This is a genomic window from Microbacterium hanjuni (assembly GCF_043556395.1).
Lineage (GTDB): Bacteria > Actinomycetota > Actinomycetes > Actinomycetales > Microbacteriaceae > Microbacterium.
This window is the reverse complement of the sequence record NZ_JBIGIK010000002.1, coordinates 577,788-590,905: the sequence shown is the minus strand read 5'-3', so window position 1 is coordinate 590,905 and position 13,118 is coordinate 577,788. Positions and strand designations below refer to the sequence as shown.

The 13,118-nt window shown below is 69.2% G+C and carries 17 protein-coding genes; 8 read left to right on the top strand and 9 right to left on the bottom strand.

Annotated features, from left to right (window positions below; translation table 11 throughout):
- Positions 1 to 6 precede the first annotated feature (6 nt).
- Positions 7 to 444, bottom strand: a complete 438-nt coding sequence (gene arfB, locus ACFXP5_RS10570) for an alternative ribosome rescue aminoacyl-tRNA hydrolase ArfB (protein ID WP_394528660.1) — start codon at positions 442 to 444, stop codon at positions 7 to 9.
- Positions 445 to 590: 146 nt separating this feature from the next.
- On the opposite strand from arfB, the gene ACFXP5_RS10565 reads away from it, so the two are divergent.
- The 3 genes from ACFXP5_RS10565 (at position 591) to ACFXP5_RS10555 (ending at position 2,385) form a co-directional block, all read left to right on the top strand.
- The gene (locus tag ACFXP5_RS10565) at positions 591 to 1,292 is read left to right on the top strand and encodes a sensor histidine kinase (RefSeq protein ID WP_394528661.1); all 702 of its coding nucleotides are present in this window, start codon (positions 591 to 593) and stop codon (positions 1,290 to 1,292) included.
- A 47-nt stretch (positions 1,293 to 1,339) separates the two neighbouring features.
- Positions 1,340 to 1,873, top strand: coding sequence for a hypothetical protein (locus tag ACFXP5_RS10560; RefSeq protein ID WP_394528662.1), 534 nt, complete (start codon positions 1,340 to 1,342; stop codon positions 1,871 to 1,873).
- 89 nt (positions 1,874 to 1,962) lie between these two features.
- Positions 1,963 to 2,385: a hypothetical protein gene (locus ACFXP5_RS10555; RefSeq protein WP_394544574.1), complete on the top strand. Its 423-nt coding sequence runs from the start codon at positions 1,963 to 1,965 to the stop codon at positions 2,383 to 2,385.
- Between the two features lie 11 nt (positions 2,386 to 2,396).
- Here the strand turns inward: ACFXP5_RS10555 and ACFXP5_RS10550 are convergent, their stop codons facing one another.
- From ACFXP5_RS10550 to ACFXP5_RS10535, 4 genes are all read right to left on the bottom strand, one after another.
- The gene (locus ACFXP5_RS10550) at positions 2,397 to 2,837 is read right to left on the bottom strand and encodes a MarR family winged helix-turn-helix transcriptional regulator (RefSeq protein ID WP_394544573.1); all 441 of its coding nucleotides are present in this window, start codon (positions 2,835 to 2,837) and stop codon (positions 2,397 to 2,399) included.
- A 2-nt stretch (positions 2,838 to 2,839) separates the two neighbouring features.
- On the bottom strand, positions 2,840 to 3,670 hold the full coding sequence (locus ACFXP5_RS10545) for an N-acyl homoserine lactonase family protein (protein ID WP_394544572.1): 831 nt from the start codon (positions 3,668 to 3,670) through the stop codon (positions 2,840 to 2,842).
- A 314-nt stretch (positions 3,671 to 3,984) separates the two neighbouring features.
- On the bottom strand, positions 3,985 to 4,887 hold the full coding sequence (locus ACFXP5_RS10540) for an EamA family transporter (RefSeq protein WP_394528666.1): 903 nt from the start codon (positions 4,885 to 4,887) through the stop codon (positions 3,985 to 3,987).
- A gap of 22 nt (positions 4,888 to 4,909) precedes the next feature.
- On the bottom strand, positions 4,910 to 6,193 hold the full coding sequence (locus tag ACFXP5_RS10535; protein WP_394528667.1) for a serine hydrolase domain-containing protein: 1,284 nt from the start codon (positions 6,191 to 6,193) through the stop codon (positions 4,910 to 4,912).
- Between the two features lie 122 nt (positions 6,194 to 6,315).
- On the opposite strand from ACFXP5_RS10535, the gene ACFXP5_RS10530 reads away from it, so the two are divergent.
- Both ACFXP5_RS10530 and ACFXP5_RS10525 read left to right on the top strand, forming a co-directional pair.
- Entirely contained in the window at positions 6,316 to 6,627 is a 312-nt protein-coding gene (locus tag ACFXP5_RS10530) for a DUF2470 domain-containing protein (protein ID WP_394528668.1), read from the top strand.
- A gap of 58 nt (positions 6,628 to 6,685) precedes the next feature.
- A complete protein-coding gene (locus tag ACFXP5_RS10525) occupies positions 6,686 to 7,339 on the top strand; it encodes a biliverdin-producing heme oxygenase (RefSeq protein ID WP_394528669.1) in 654 nt (217 codons plus the stop codon).
- A gap of 28 nt (positions 7,340 to 7,367) precedes the next feature.
- Here ACFXP5_RS10525 and ACFXP5_RS10520 read toward each other — a convergent pair whose 3' ends face one another.
- Positions 7,368 to 8,726: an ATP-dependent DNA helicase gene (locus tag ACFXP5_RS10520; RefSeq protein ID WP_394528670.1), complete on the bottom strand. Its 1,359-nt coding sequence runs from the start codon at positions 8,724 to 8,726 to the stop codon at positions 7,368 to 7,370.
- A gap of 82 nt (positions 8,727 to 8,808) precedes the next feature.
- Here ACFXP5_RS10520 and ACFXP5_RS10515 point away from each other — a divergent pair, with 82 nt between their 5' ends.
- Positions 8,809 to 8,952 carry a hypothetical protein gene (locus ACFXP5_RS10515; protein ID WP_394528223.1) on the top strand — a complete coding sequence of 48 codons (144 nt, stop codon included), beginning with the start codon at positions 8,809 to 8,811 and terminating at the stop codon, positions 8,950 to 8,952.
- 37 nt (positions 8,953 to 8,989) lie between these two features.
- Here the strand turns inward: ACFXP5_RS10515 and ACFXP5_RS10510 are convergent, their stop codons facing one another.
- From ACFXP5_RS10510 to ACFXP5_RS10500, 3 genes are all read right to left on the bottom strand, one after another.
- Positions 8,990 to 9,718 (bottom strand): SDR family oxidoreductase, encoded by a 729-nt coding sequence (locus ACFXP5_RS10510; protein WP_394528222.1) that lies wholly within the window; start codon positions 9,716 to 9,718, stop codon positions 8,990 to 8,992.
- A gap of 63 nt (positions 9,719 to 9,781) precedes the next feature.
- Positions 9,782 to 10,966 (bottom strand): MFS transporter, encoded by a 1,185-nt coding sequence (locus ACFXP5_RS10505; protein ID WP_394528221.1) that lies wholly within the window; start codon positions 10,964 to 10,966, stop codon positions 9,782 to 9,784.
- Between the two features lie 45 nt (positions 10,967 to 11,011).
- Positions 11,012 to 11,758 carry an SDR family NAD(P)-dependent oxidoreductase gene (locus ACFXP5_RS10500; RefSeq protein ID WP_394528220.1) on the bottom strand — a complete coding sequence of 249 codons (747 nt, stop codon included), beginning with the start codon at positions 11,756 to 11,758 and terminating at the stop codon, positions 11,012 to 11,014.
- Positions 11,759 to 11,850: 92 nt separating this feature from the next.
- On the opposite strand from ACFXP5_RS10500, the gene ACFXP5_RS10495 reads away from it, so the two are divergent.
- Together ACFXP5_RS10495 and ACFXP5_RS10490 are read left to right on the top strand one after the other, a co-directional pair.
- Positions 11,851 to 12,480 carry a TetR/AcrR family transcriptional regulator gene (locus ACFXP5_RS10495; protein ID WP_394528219.1) on the top strand — a complete coding sequence of 210 codons (630 nt, stop codon included), beginning with the start codon at positions 11,851 to 11,853 and terminating at the stop codon, positions 12,478 to 12,480.
- A gap of 49 nt (positions 12,481 to 12,529) precedes the next feature.
- Positions 12,530 to 13,051: an MBL fold metallo-hydrolase gene (locus ACFXP5_RS10490; protein WP_394528218.1), complete on the top strand. Its 522-nt coding sequence runs from the start codon at positions 12,530 to 12,532 to the stop codon at positions 13,049 to 13,051.
- Positions 13,052 to 13,118 lie beyond the last annotated feature (67 nt).

The following is a 13,118-nucleotide window of genomic DNA, read 5'->3' as shown; positions in this document are numbered from 1 at the left end:
GTGGGGTCAATCGGTGGGCGGGCGACGCATCTGCTTGACGTTGGTGCGCACCTGCTTGGCTTTCAGACGCCGTTCCTTCGAGCCGCGACTCGGCTTGGTGGGTCGCCGTGTGGGGGATGCGGGTCGGAGGGCCTCACCCACCAGGGCGGCCAGGCGGGCGAGGGCGGCCTCGCGGTTGCGCAACTGGGCGCGGTGCTCGGATGCGGCGATCGTCAGCACGCCGTCGACGAGTCGCCCGTTCAGCCGCTCGAGCAGTCGCTCACGCTGGAAGCGGGTGACGGCGCTCGAGGTACCAACATCCCACATCAGCTCCACGCGCGAGTCCGCCGTGTTCACGCCTTGCCCACCCGGCCCGGACGACCGCGAGAACCGCCACGACAGCTCGGACTCGGGAATGGTGAGCCCGGCCGTGACCCGAAGACCGGGGCGGTGGGGGGCAGCCATGCCTTCATCTTCCCCCTTCGCCCGGGCGTCCAGCCGCCGCCGGTAGGGCCGGTGTCGAAGAACTCGTCCAGGATTTGCGTCATCTGACGGATGCCCCCGGCCGCCCGCGAGCGTTTACTCGGGGAACGGGCGAGCGGAGGGGCGAGATGGAGCAGCAGAGCGTGACCGCCGCGCGGTCCGAGCCCCTGACCTCAACGGACCTGCTCCGTTGCCTCGCTCACGATCTTCGCCAGCCCATCGCCGCCGCCAGCCTCGCCCTGTCGGAGCTGGCGCGCGCCGACGGAGGAAGCGACCCGGCCACCCGCGCCGAACTGGTCGACATCGCCGACCGGGGCATCGAAACGATCGCCAGGCTCGTGGACCAACTGCTCGACATGACGCGCGTCGTCGACGCCGCCCTGCGCGTTCATCGCGAGCCGATGGATGTGACCGCGCTGCTCTTGGAAGGCGTGGCGGAGTTGCGGCTCGGACCCGACAGCATCCGCCTGGACTTCCCCGACACCGAAGCAGTCGTCGTCGGTGATCCCGCCCTGCTCCTGCGTGCGATCGTCAACATCCTCAGCAACGCGCACCGTCACTCGCCTGCGAATCGTGCGGTCCTGCTGCGATTCCGAGAAGACCAGGGGCGGGCGCTCGTGTCGATCATCGACCATGGTCCGGGCGTGCCCGCCGGTGACCGCGAGAACATCTTCGGGCAGTACTGGCGAGGGGGGCCCGCCGGGCACTCCGGTCTCGGCCTCGGTCTCTACCTCTCCCGCACCTTCGTGGAGCTGATGGGCGGCACCATCGTGGCCTGCGAGACCCCCGGAGGTGGGCTGACGGTGCACCTCACGCTCCCCTGGGAATGACGTGCGGGGGGCTGACCTACCCCCCTCGCCCTGCCTAGCGTGAAGTGATGGCCCCTGAACGTAGCCGGATCTCAATCCGCACACGTGTCGCTTCCTCTGCTCTTCCGCTCGCCGCGGCCCTGACCCTGCTCATGGCGGGATGCGCGGCGGTAGGACCGCCGGGTGCCGACTCGGATGCGGTCACGCCCGCAGCATCCGCGTCGCCGACCGCCCCGCCTTCTCCGACGCCCGAACCTACGCTTCCGCCGATCCCCGAGACCACGCCGGACGAGATCGCCCGAGCGGAGTTCGTGGCCGACGGGCCCGAGGGCATTCCTTCGACGTCGACCTTGGTCTCCGAGCTGACGGGTCCGGACATCCGCTTGGACGGTGAGTGCGTCGGCGTGGCGGCCGACTATCGCGTGGGGACTGCGGCGGCCGGCGAGGACAACCGAGTACTGATGGAGGGCACGATGCAGTGCGACACCGGCGTGGCGATCGCCTACTCGGGTCTCACCTACCAAGGGCCGGTGCAGGTGAGTTTCACCGATGCCAACCGCATCGACAGTGGATGGCTGCGCCTCGTCGCCACGACCCCTTGACCGGCCTGCCGTGCGGCAGAACGGCCGCGCAGCGGTAGCCTGCATCTGCCCCTGATCCGCTATGGCGGGGGCGGCGGCGGGGGCGGCACATGACAGACCAGAGTTCGGGCACCAGCTACTGGGTGACGCAGATCGCCGTCTGCGCGGTCGCGGGGGTCGCGTTCCCGGTCCTCGGAGTGCTTATGTTCACGTGGAGCCCGGAGGAGCCGGGGCGAGGCGTCCTCATGATCTTCATCGGGCTGGCGTTCCTCGGCACCCTCATCTACCTGATCAGCTCGTACCGGAGGATGTCGAAGACCCAGCAGGCCCTCTATGCCTGGGCGATCAATCAGGTGAACGGGTCGGCGGCGGGCGCCGCCATGTCGCCCGCGCGGATGATGACGATCGCCTCCCGCGCCCAGGCGGGCGATCTCACCCCGGAGGAACTGCACGCGCTGCAGGCCCTCCGGCCCGATGTCCCCTACCCCGGCACGATTCCGCCGCTTGATGGGGCGCCATACCCGAGCGGTTGACGGCGCGCGCGCTATCCCTCGATGCGCTTTCGGAGCGCCTCGCCTGCGACCGTCCCGGAGACCAGCGGCTGCAGCATCCGCGCGAGTGCCGCGGCGTCGGGCACGGCATCGATCTGGGCGTACAGCGCGTCTTCGATCATGCGCACCCGCCGCTCCGCCGCTGCGCCGGAGGCGGTCAGGGAGAGCCGCATCGAGCGTCGGTCGGACGGGTCCGCGGTGCGTTCGACCAGGCCCGCCCGCACGAGCTTCTCGATGAGGCGCGACGGGTTCGTACCGCTGTCGCACACGAGCATCGCGCCCACCCCGTGCAGTGTCAGGCCACTGTGGTCACCGAGGATGCGCAACACCTCCGACTGCGCCGGCGTCAGCCCGATCTCGCCGAGGGCTGTCGCGAGTCGGCGATTGCCCTCGCGCTGAGCCGCCAGCACGAGGTAGCGGACCTGCTCCGCCACCCTCATTCCGTGACCGATCGCGGCGACACGGCAGCAGCGAGGAGGCGTTCGGCGGCGGGATCGTGCGCGGCCAAGACGACGAGACCCGGATGCTGGGCCGAGAGCTCGGCGACCTTCCTGGTCGATTCGGCCAAGCCGCCCTCGTCTCCGACGCCCGGCACCCGCCCGCTATCCAGCAGGTCGACGTCGTAGGTGAGATCGCCCACGAAGAGCAGGGGCGCGATGCCGTCCTGACGCACCAGCAAGGAGAGCGACCCCGGCGTGTGGCCCGGCGTCGGGATCACGGTGAGAGACTCATCGCCGAAGACGTCGAGTCCGCGATCGAGTTCTCTCCAGCGGAGCCCGGGAAGGAAGATGTGACGTCGGAGATAGCCGTTCAACTCGGCGAAGCGCTGCCGCGCTGCTGCCATCTCCGCTTCAGCGACGATGATCTCGGCGTGACCGAGCTCGGCCAGACCGCCGATGTGATCCTGATGGAGGTGCGACACGATCGCGACCCGCACATCGGCGATGTCGTATCCCAGGCGGTCCAGCTGCGCAGTAAGGGTCTCGTCGGCACCGATCGTGAACCTCGCGAGTCGCGCGTAGAGGAAGCCGCTGATCCCCCGGGGGAAGTACCGGGCGTCCGTGACGGAGGCCCGATCCTGCCCGGTGTCGAAGAGCACCAGGCCCGCCTCGTGCTCGATGACGTAGACGTTGATCGGTCGCGGTGCCGTCCACCGGCGGGAGGTCAGCAGCCACCAGGGCAGCGGCGACCGGGTGCGTTCCACGTGCTCGGGGTGGATCTGTACCGCGCCGGTACTGACCACCGCGACTCGGCGGACGGGATGCATGTTGCAACACTATATGTTCCAACACACTCCTTCCGAAGCCCGGCGGACACAACTCCTCCACGACTACGCCGAGACGGGCGAATCGACCGGTGTTCGCCGGTTTCCCGAGCGCGGTGGAGGAGTTGTGTCCGCGTGGCGACGCACGCCTGAAAGGCCAGGCGAGATGCTCGCCGGCAGTCGACTTCCCCCCTCACCGCCGCCCGGCGGACACAACTCCTCCACGACTACGCCGAGACGGGCGAATCGACCGGTATTCGCCGGTTTCCCGAGCGCGGTGGAGGAGTTGTGTCCGCGTGCGGCGGACATCCCGAGCCTCAGGCGAGCGGCTCGCCCAGCTCGATGTCTCGACGGTCGGATGCCGTCGCCGCGCCCGCGCGGGTCGAGGCGCGCACGGCGCCGATGCTGGCCGTGATGACCAGGGCGATGCCGACCAGCTCGAGCCAGGCGAGGTGCTGTCCGAGCAGGAGGAACCCCGCGATCGAGGCCGTGACCGGTCCGAGGCTCATCAGGATCGCGAACGTGGAGGCGGGCAGGCGGCGAAGCGCCAACAGCTCCAGCGCGTAAGGAATGGCCGAGGACAGCACCGCCACGGCCGCCCCGAGCGCTAGGAGGTCGAGGCGCAGCAGGGCGCTGCCGGCGTCGGCGACGCCGAACGGGATCGACACCACGGCGCCGATGCTCATGGCGATGGCCAAACCGTCGAGGCGCGGGAAGGCTCGTCCGACCCGCGCGGAGGCGAGGATGTAGAACGCCCAGCTCGCGGCGGCGCCGAGGGCACAGAGCACGCCGACCAGGTCGAGGTCGTCCCACCCGCCGCCCCCGAGGGCGACGACGCCGACGAGGGCCAGCCCCGCCCAGAGCCACGCCGAGGCGCGGCGGCTCGCGATCACCGACAGCGTGAGCGGTCCCAGCACCTCGATGGTCACGGTGACCCCCAGCGGCAGGCGCTCGAGGGCGAGGTAGAACAGGCCGTTCATCGTGGCGAGCACCAGCCCGAACTGCACGACCGATACCCAGTCCGATCGGTCGTGTCCGCGCAAACGGGGGCGGGCGATGATCAGGAGCAGCACCGCCGAGAACACCAGGCGCAGCATGACCATCCCGAGTGGCCCGACGTCGTCGAAGAGCAGCACCGCGGTCGAGGCCCCGATCTCCTGACACGCGAGGCCGACCATCACCAGCAGCACCGCGGCGTTCGGCCGCGAGCGCCCGGTCATCGCGGCGACCGGGAGGTCTCGGTCACGGCGCGGGAGCGGCGCAGATCGCGTTCGCGGCGATCTGGTCGTGGAACTGCTGGGCGGTCCACGGCAGACCGGCTTGCGGAGCCGTCTGGCCCGACGCCGCCGGTGCCTTCGAGGCGATGGCGGCGAGTTCCCAGGCCAGCCACGCGCCGATCGAGGAGTTCGCCCCGGAGTTGTTCAGCACGACCGCGACGGTCATGCCCGTCGTGGGATCGGAGAACGCGGCGGTGAGGTAGCCGGGTACGGAGCCGTACTGCCCGATCAACGAGCCCGCCTGGTAGGCCCCGCCCTTCGCGGTGAACCACGAGGGCTGATCGGCCGCGACCGGGAGCGGGTTGTCGAAACGTGCGGACTCGCCGCCGACCAGGGCGTTCGTCGCCAGAGCCTGGGCGTACCGCCCGAGATCGGTGATGTCGGTGACGGCGCCGGAGTCGCTGGCGCCCATGCTGGCCGACAGCACCGTCCGGTTCGCGGGATCCGCGCAGTTCCAGGCGCCCGCAGCATCCGGAACCGACCAGTACCCCTCGAGCGCATCGTCACCGGGAGGCGCCGGATCGGAGCCCGGAAGGCTCGTCGCCGTCAGCCCGAGCGGGCGCACCACCTCCTCGTCGATCAGCTGGCCGATCGACTCTCCTGTCGCGCGCTCCAAGGCGAGGCCCAGCAGCAGGTAACCGGCATCGGAGTCGCGGAACGCCGATCCCGAGACGCTCTGGTCGTACTGCGCCTGGCCGTACCCGGCCAGTTCGCGGGGGTTCCACTCGCGGTCGGGGTTGGAGAAGAACGCCGACTGCAGCGTGGGGGCGTACGAACCCACGCCCGAACTGCTGTCGCAGAGCTGGCGCAGTGACACGAGTGACAGATCGGGCACCGAGGAGACGTACTGCGTGACGCTGTCATCGAGCGAGACGGTGCCGGCAGCGGCCGTGCGGAAGAGGACGTCGCAGGTCATCGCCCGGGTGACGTCACCCGCACGGAACGTCATGTCGGTGGTGACAGCATCCGTCCCCCCGATGCTCTGCGCGCCGAGGCCCGTGACCCACTGGCCGCTCCACGGCGCCCAGACGCCGACGACGGCGCCCGACGATCCGGTGGCGGTCATGGCGGAGGTGACGGCGGCTTCGAGCTGGGCGACCGTGTCGGCCGGGAGGTCGCTCTCGACCTGAGCGGGGAGATCGAGCTCGACGGTCTCGTCGGCGCTGCATCCGCTGAGCATGGTGAGCGCGAACGCAACAGCGACCACTGCCGCGACGCCGCGGCGCCTGGGAAGGATGCGCACCTTCACCCCCGGAAGATCCTCGCGCCCGAATGACGCGTCCAAGAATTCAAACACACCGCATCTGCCCAGCCTGGGTGATCGCCCGGACGCAGGTCACAGGTGCATCACGAGTTGCCTATGGTGTTCGCATGGCTCACACCTTCGATGACGCGACGATGAGCGGCGTGCTCCGGCACATGAACAGCGACCACACCGACGACAACGTGCTGATCGCTCGCGCCTTCGGTCCTGACACCGACGCGGTCTCCGCGACGATGACCGGCTTCGACGGCGACGGCGGCGAGTGGAGCGTCACCGGTTCCGACGGCGGCGAGAAAGCCGTACGTGTCGACTGGCCCGGCGGCCCGATCACCGAGCGCGCGGCCGTGCGCCGCGAGATCGTCGCCCTCTACGACGCGGCGTGTGCTCGGTTGGGCCTCGAGCCGCGCCCGCACGGCTGACGTCACCGGAGGAACTTCCTAGGTTAGGTTGCCCTAACTTTCCCCTAGGATGACGTTCATGAGCGAACTTCTGCCGTTCTCCACCGCCTTGCGTGAACGCTCCAGCGCGGCGCACTCGTCGAGCGAGGGCGCAGGATTCATGTCGGATCTCATGACGGGGGACGGCACGCGAGAGGACTACATCGCGCTCGTCGCGCAGCACTGGTTCATCTACGCCGCGCTGGAAGCGGCGACCGACCGGATGCGCAACGACCCGGTGGCCGCCGTCTTCATCACCGATCGCCTCACCCGCATCCCCGCTCTCGAGGCCGACCTGGAGTTCTTGATCGGACCGGATTGGCGCGAGCGGATCACGCCCCTCCCGACCACGCGTCGCTATGTGGAACGCATCGAGCAGGTCGGGTCGGTGTGGGCCGGCGGTTTCGTGGCCCACCACTACACGCGCTATCTCGGCGACCTGTCGGGAGGGCTCTTCATCGGTCGCCTCATGAAGCGGCGTTTCGGTTTCGACACCAACGGCATCGGCTTCTACCTCTTCGACGCCATCGCCGACCCGAAGGCGTTCAAGGACGTCTACCGCGAGCAGCTCGACTCAGCACCCTGGGGCGCCGCCGAGCAGGAACGCGTGATCGCCGAGGTACTGCTCGCTTACCGCTTCAACACCGAGCTCTTCGTCGACCTCGCGGCAGCCAAGGCGACCGAAGTCGCCTGACCCGCGTCGAGGGGCGGATGCTGCGGAGCTACGCGCGCATTCCGGGCCGGCTCGACATGAACCGGCGCACGTCGGGATCAACCCGGATATCGCTCGGGCGTAGCGGCCGGGAGAGGTAGAGCCCCTCGATCGAGGTGAGCCGGCTGAGGGCCACGTACGTCTGCCCCGGGGCGAAGGCGCCCGAACCGAGGTCGACGACGGCCCTGTCGTAGGTCTTTCCCTGCGACTTGTGGATCGTGACGGCCCACGCGAGGCGCAGCGGAAACTGCGTGAACTCCGCCACGATGTCTCGAGACAGCGTGCGCGCGCCCGGGTCGTAGGCGTAGCGATACCGCTCCCAAACCGCCGGCTCGACGTCGTGCTCGCGCCCGTCGACCTCGACGCGCACGGTGCCGCCGGCGATGCGGGTGACCGTGCCGATCGTGCCGTTCACCCACCGTGCCGGTTCGCCGAAGCCCGGGATGTCGTTGCGCAGGAACATCACCTGAGCGCCCACCTTGAGCTTGAGCTCCTGGTCGGCGGGGTAGCTCGCCTCGCCTCGACCGAAGTCCCCGCTCACCTCGGCCTTGGCCGTCTGCAGACGCCCGACCAGCGCGTCGAGGTGGCGCCGGTTGATCGTGTTGACGATGTCGTTGCGGGTGGCGAGGGTGATGATCGGATGCTCGCCGTCGGCAGCATCCGGAGGCGTGCGCGCTCCCGCGGTGTTGAGCACCTCGGCCATCTCGGCGGTCACGTGGCCGTAGCGCACCGCGTTCAGCAGGGCCTTGAAGGCCGGATCGGCCTGGCGGTGGATGTCGACGAGTTCCCGCACGTGCAGCTCGGCGCCGTGGCGGCCGAGCGCGATGATGCCGTCGCCCGCGGAATCGCCCGCCCACACCTTCGCGTCGAAGAACCAGAACGAGCGGTAGTGGTCCTGGATGTACCGCATCTCGTCGCCGCGGGGCGGGACCGGAGCGAGTTGGTAGGGGTCGCCGAACATGACGATCTGTGCACCGCCGAAAGGCTCGGCCCGTCGACCCCGAGCTTGGCGGAGCGCTCGGTCCATCCCGTCCATCAGGTCGGCGTTGACCATCGAGATCTCGTCGATGACGAGGGTGTCGATCGCGTTCAAGATTCGCCGGGTGGTGTCCGACTGGTCGATCTCACCGTTCGCGATGAGGCCGATCGGCAACCGGAACAGCGAGTGGATCGTCTGGCCCTCGACGTTCAGCGCCGCCACCCCCGTGGGGGCGCACACGGCGATCTGCTTCGAGGTGTTGTAGGCCAGGTATTGCAGCAGCGTCGACTTGCCGGTACCGGCGCGACCCGTGACGAACACGTGCTCCCGGGTGTCCTCGATGAGCCGGTAGAGCGCTTCCTGCTCGGCGGAGAGGGCGGGCGTGGTCACCGGTTCATGCTATTCGCCGCGCGCCGGGTTCCCCCCCCGTGGCACCCGTCGCTCTTCAGCAGCACGAGGTCCGCGACGTGTGATGGTCGACTGGGATCCGCAGAACAACAACGGGGTCGACCACACGATGATCGTGTCGAACGTCGACGCGCAGTACCGCGACCTCGACACCGCCATCACCGTCGAGAACCCGGGTGGAACCGCCCACGTCTGGTCGATCGCGTAGCGGCTGAGGCGTCGGGGCGCGAGCCGTTCGCTCGCCGTCAGGTGAGGCGTCCGCCACCGTCGACGTGGAGCGTGGTGCCGGTGATGAAGGTGTTGTCGATCGCGAGGAGCACCGCCCCGACGATGTCGGCGGGCGTGCCGACGCGTCGCACGGGGTTCGCTGCGGCGGTCGCCCGGAAGAAGTCGCGCTTGCCGTCATCGCCCATGAAGTCCCAGAGCCCCGAGTCGATGATGCCGGGCGAGACGGCGACCGCCCGAACCGGGGCGAGTTCCACCGCGAGCGCCTCGGCCATGAACGCCACGGCACCGTTCACCGTCGCCATCACGCTCATGCCGGGTGCCGGCTTCCAGGCGGCGACGCCGGAGAAGAACACGAACGTGCCGCCGGGGCGGATCGAACCGCTGAGGTGCTTGGCGAGCAGCATGGGCCCGGCGACCTTGGCGTCGAAGGCGCTGTGGATCGCCGCCCGTTCCAGCTCCGCGACCGGACCGTTCGCGGATGCTGCGGCGAGCGAGACGACGGCGTCGAACGGCCCCGACTCGCGGAGTGCGGCGATGGTGTCCTCGTCGGCGAGGTCGGCGTGCACCACGGGCACGCCACGGAGCGCCTCCGGGAGCGTGGACGACGTGTGCTCCGGGTCGCGCGCCCCGATGATGGGCTGGTCGCCGCGCTCGAGGGCGGCTGCGGCGATGGCGTGGCCGATGCCCGAGCCGCCGCCGATGAGGAGGATGCGCTTGGAGTCGGTGTTGGTGGCGGTGTTCGACATGGTGTTCTTCCTTTCGTAGGGATTGCTGCGCGGCGATGTCCGCGCAGGCGTCAGTGATGCGTGTCAGTGATGGGTGACGGCGGCCGGTCGCCGGACGCTGCGCAGGCCGAGGAGGATGACGGCGGTCGTGCCGAGCACCGCGAGGATCGCGGCGAAGCTGAAGTCGACGCCGATCCCGGAGACGGTGACGGCGACCCCGCCGAGGGTGGAGCCGACGGCGAGCGCGACCTGGATCGTCGTGACGAACATGGCCATGCCGGCTTCGGCTCCTTCCGGCAGTGCACTGACCATCCAGGTCTGCAAGGCGAGCGGGAGCCCGCCCCACACCAGGCCCCACGCGACGAGGAGCACGAAGACGGCCACCGGAAGGTGCGCGACAAGTGGGAGCAGGGCCACGGCCGCAGCCAGGACGAGTCCGCCGGCCACGAGGGTGCACGAGACCGACCGGTCGAGAGTGGCGCCGGCCGCGAAGTTGCCGGCGATCCCGGCGACACCGAACACGAGCAGTGCAACGGTGACCACATCGGGGCTGATCCTCGCCGTGTCCTCGAGGAAGGGACTGATGTATGTGTAGGCCGCGAACTGCGCCGCGAACAGGAGGGCCGCGACGATCAGGCCGACCCGGGCACGAGGGACCGTGAACAGCGCCATCAGTGCCGCGGGGCGCACCCGTTGCTCCGAGGGGAGCGCGGGGAGCGCGATGAGCTGCAACACGAGTGCGATCATCCCGAGACCTGCACCGATGGCGAACGCCAGCCGCCAGCTCGCCGTCGTGGCGATGAAGGCACCGAGCGGCAGGCTGACCACGGTTGCGACTGAGATGCCGGCCGTGATGAGGGAAGCCGCTCGGATGGACTCCGCGGGGGCCACGAGTCGGGGTGCGACTCCTAGGCCGACGGCCCAGAACCCGCCGAGTGCGACCCCGAGCAGGACGCGCGACAGCAGCAGGACCGGGAACGCCCCGGCGGTCGCGCCCACGACGTCGGCGACGACGAGGACAGCACTGAGGCCGATGAGCACCACCTTCCTGTCGAGGCGCGACGACGCGACGGTGATCACGGGCGCGGCGACCGCAGCAGCCAGACCGGTCACGACCACCATGAGTCCGGCCACGCCGATCGAGACGCCGAGGTCGCGGGAGATCGACGGGAGGAGCCCGATGGGCAAGAACTCGGACAAGACGGTTCCGAAGGATCCCACGGCCACTGCCGTGACCCCGAACCAGCCGTTGCGTCGTGTGTGTGTCATGGTCGAACTCCTGTCGTGTGAGTGTTCCGGCGCTGTGAAGTGAGGTCAGACGATCGTGCTGCCGCCGTCGACGGCCAGCTCGCTGCCGGTCATCCCGGAACTCTGGTCCGAGACGAGGAAGAGCACCGCCGACGCGACCTCTTCCGGCAGGAGCACCCGACCGAAGGGGATCCTGCTGGCGATCTGCGCCAGCAGTTCGTCCGGGTTCCCCGAGGCGAGTCCCTTCAGGCCAGGGGTCTCGGTCGGGCCGGGAACCACGGTGTTGATCCGGATGCCGCGAGGCGCTAGTTCCGCCGCCCAGGTGCGGGTCAGGGTCGCCACCGCCGCCTTCGACGCACCGTAGAGCCCGAACGCCGGCTCGGTCCCCGATGCCGAAGACGACCCGGTCACGACGATCGCCGACCCCTCGTGCAGGAACGGCAGCGCGCCCTGCACCGTGAGGGTGGTTGCACGCACGTTCGTGCCGAAGGTCGTGTCGATGTCCTCAGCGGTCACGAACTCGAGTGGCTTGAACTCGCCGATGCCGGCGTTGACATGCACGGCGTCCAGGCCTCTGCCGCGGGCGGCCACCGCCCGGTAGACCGCCTCGATGCCCTCGGGCTCCGTGGCGTCGGCGCGCACGGGGGTGACCGCGTCTCCGAACTCCGAGCGGAGCGCGTCGAGCGCCTCCTGCCGCCGCCCGGTGACGAAGACGTGTGCGCCCTCGGCGACGAAACGGCGGACGACGGCCAGCCCGATACCTGACGTGCCGCCCGATACGAGTGCCGTTTTCCCGTGCAATGCTCCGACCATGATGTTCCCCGATGTGAGTTGTTGACTGCTTGATCCAAAACAATAAGACATAATGGACGAATCAGTCAACAACTCATTTCCGGGAGGTTCGGATGCCACGCCCACGCATGTTCGACGAGGCCGAGGTCATCGACCGCGCACGGCGCACGTTCGCCGAGACGGGCTTCGCGGGCACCTCGCTCGATGACCTTCTCGAAGCGACGGGTCTGGCCCGGCAGAGTCTCTACAACACCTTCGGCGGCAAGAAGGAACTCTTCATGCGCGCTTTCCTCAGTGACACCGCCAGTGCCGTCGACGCGGTGAAGTCGATCCTGCAGAGCGCGGAGGATCCGATCGTGCGCATCCGCACCCAGTTGGTCAGCGCCGCCGTCGAGCACGGCGCGGCCCAGGCCCCGCCCTCTCTGTTCCTCCGGGCGGCCGTCGAGCTCTCCAGCCGCGAGTCCGAAGTCGCCGCGACCGTCGCCGCCGCGTTCGATTCGATCCGGGCCGATTACACGGCGTGCATCGTCGACGCGCAGAACGCGGGTGAGATCGACAGCAGCGCCGATGCAGAGGCGCTCGGCACCTACTTCTGCGCGGTCATCGAGGGCATGTCTACCCTCGGCCGTGTCGGCGTGCCCCGTTCCACCCTGCTCGAGATCGGGTTCACCAGCCTCGCGACCGTCCCGATCACGCCACTCGGTCGCGAGCACCTCGGCACCGAAGACGGCGACTGGACCTGATGAGGTCATCGCCCCGCGTCCCGCGACCGTCCCGATCCGCAAGGAGATCATGACCGCCCATGCCGACCATCTGGGATGGCTCGGGGACGAGACGGGTTCCGGTGCCCCGACGTTCCCGAATGCGGACTACTGGTTGACCGAAGGGGAGTGGCGTTTCTGGGCGAGGCCCGAGAACGTCGGCGACGCCATCGGCCCGAGGCAGCACGAACTCGACATCATCGCTTCACGCCGCAACGACCTGGTGGCCGGTTCAGAACCGCTCGACGGGGTGTTCGCCGTTCCCACGTCCGGGCATACGCCTGGTCACGTCGCGTTCTCGGTGGAGGGGACCGCCGGGCGCGCTCTCATCGTTGGGGACGCCATGCACTGCCCGGCGGAGATCGGCCACCCTGATCTCGTGTGGGTCGGCGATCACGACCCCCGGCGGGCGGTCAGCACGCGGATCGACATCGCCGAGAGGGCCAGAGGTGACGGCGTGACCCTCGTCGCACCGCATTTCCCCAACTCCGTATTCCGTCGAGAACACCCGTCGATCTCACAGGTCACCTCCAGTCGTCGCGCCCTAATGTAGATCGGACAGTCAAAAACGACTTCCGCGGTTCATCGGCGCACCGGGCATCCTTCCCACATGAATCGGT

What these genes read in the sequence shown, in the direction of transcription:
- arfB (WP_394528660.1), bottom strand. Translation starts at nt 444, where the DNA reads ATGGCTGCCCCCCACCGCCCCGGTCTTCGGGTCACGGCCGGGCTCACC.
- ACFXP5_RS10565 (WP_394528661.1), top strand. Translation starts at nt 591, where the DNA reads ATGGAGCAGCAGAGCGTGACCGCCGCGCGGTCCGAGCCCCTGACCTCA.
- ACFXP5_RS10560 (WP_394528662.1), top strand. Translation starts at nt 1,340, where the DNA reads ATGGCCCCTGAACGTAGCCGGATCTCAATCCGCACACGTGTCGCTTCC.
- ACFXP5_RS10555 (WP_394544574.1), top strand. Translation starts at nt 1,963, where the DNA reads ATGACAGACCAGAGTTCGGGCACCAGCTACTGGGTGACGCAGATCGCC.
- ACFXP5_RS10545 (WP_394544572.1), bottom strand. Translation starts at nt 3,670, where the DNA reads ATGCATCCCGTCCGCCGAGTCGCGGTGGTCAGTACCGGCGCGGTACAG.
- ACFXP5_RS10540 (WP_394528666.1), bottom strand. Translation starts at nt 4,887, where the DNA reads ATGACCGGGCGCTCGCGGCCGAACGCCGCGGTGCTGCTGGTGATGGTC.
- ACFXP5_RS10530 (WP_394528668.1), top strand. Translation starts at nt 6,316, where the DNA reads ATGGCTCACACCTTCGATGACGCGACGATGAGCGGCGTGCTCCGGCAC.
- ACFXP5_RS10525 (WP_394528669.1), top strand. Translation starts at nt 6,686, where the DNA reads ATGAGCGAACTTCTGCCGTTCTCCACCGCCTTGCGTGAACGCTCCAGC.
- ACFXP5_RS10515 (WP_394528223.1), top strand. Translation starts at nt 8,809, where the DNA reads ATGGTCGACTGGGATCCGCAGAACAACAACGGGGTCGACCACACGATG.
- ACFXP5_RS10510 (WP_394528222.1), bottom strand. Translation starts at nt 9,718, where the DNA reads ATGTCGAACACCGCCACCAACACCGACTCCAAGCGCATCCTCCTCATC.
- ACFXP5_RS10505 (WP_394528221.1), bottom strand. Translation starts at nt 10,966, where the DNA reads ATGACACACACACGACGCAACGGCTGGTTCGGGGTCACGGCAGTGGCC.
- ACFXP5_RS10500 (WP_394528220.1), bottom strand. Translation starts at nt 11,758, where the DNA reads ATGGTCGGAGCATTGCACGGGAAAACGGCACTCGTATCGGGCGGCACG.
- ACFXP5_RS10495 (WP_394528219.1), top strand. Translation starts at nt 11,851, where the DNA reads ATGCCACGCCCACGCATGTTCGACGAGGCCGAGGTCATCGACCGCGCA.
- ACFXP5_RS10490 (WP_394528218.1), top strand. Translation starts at nt 12,530, where the DNA reads ATGACCGCCCATGCCGACCATCTGGGATGGCTCGGGGACGAGACGGGT.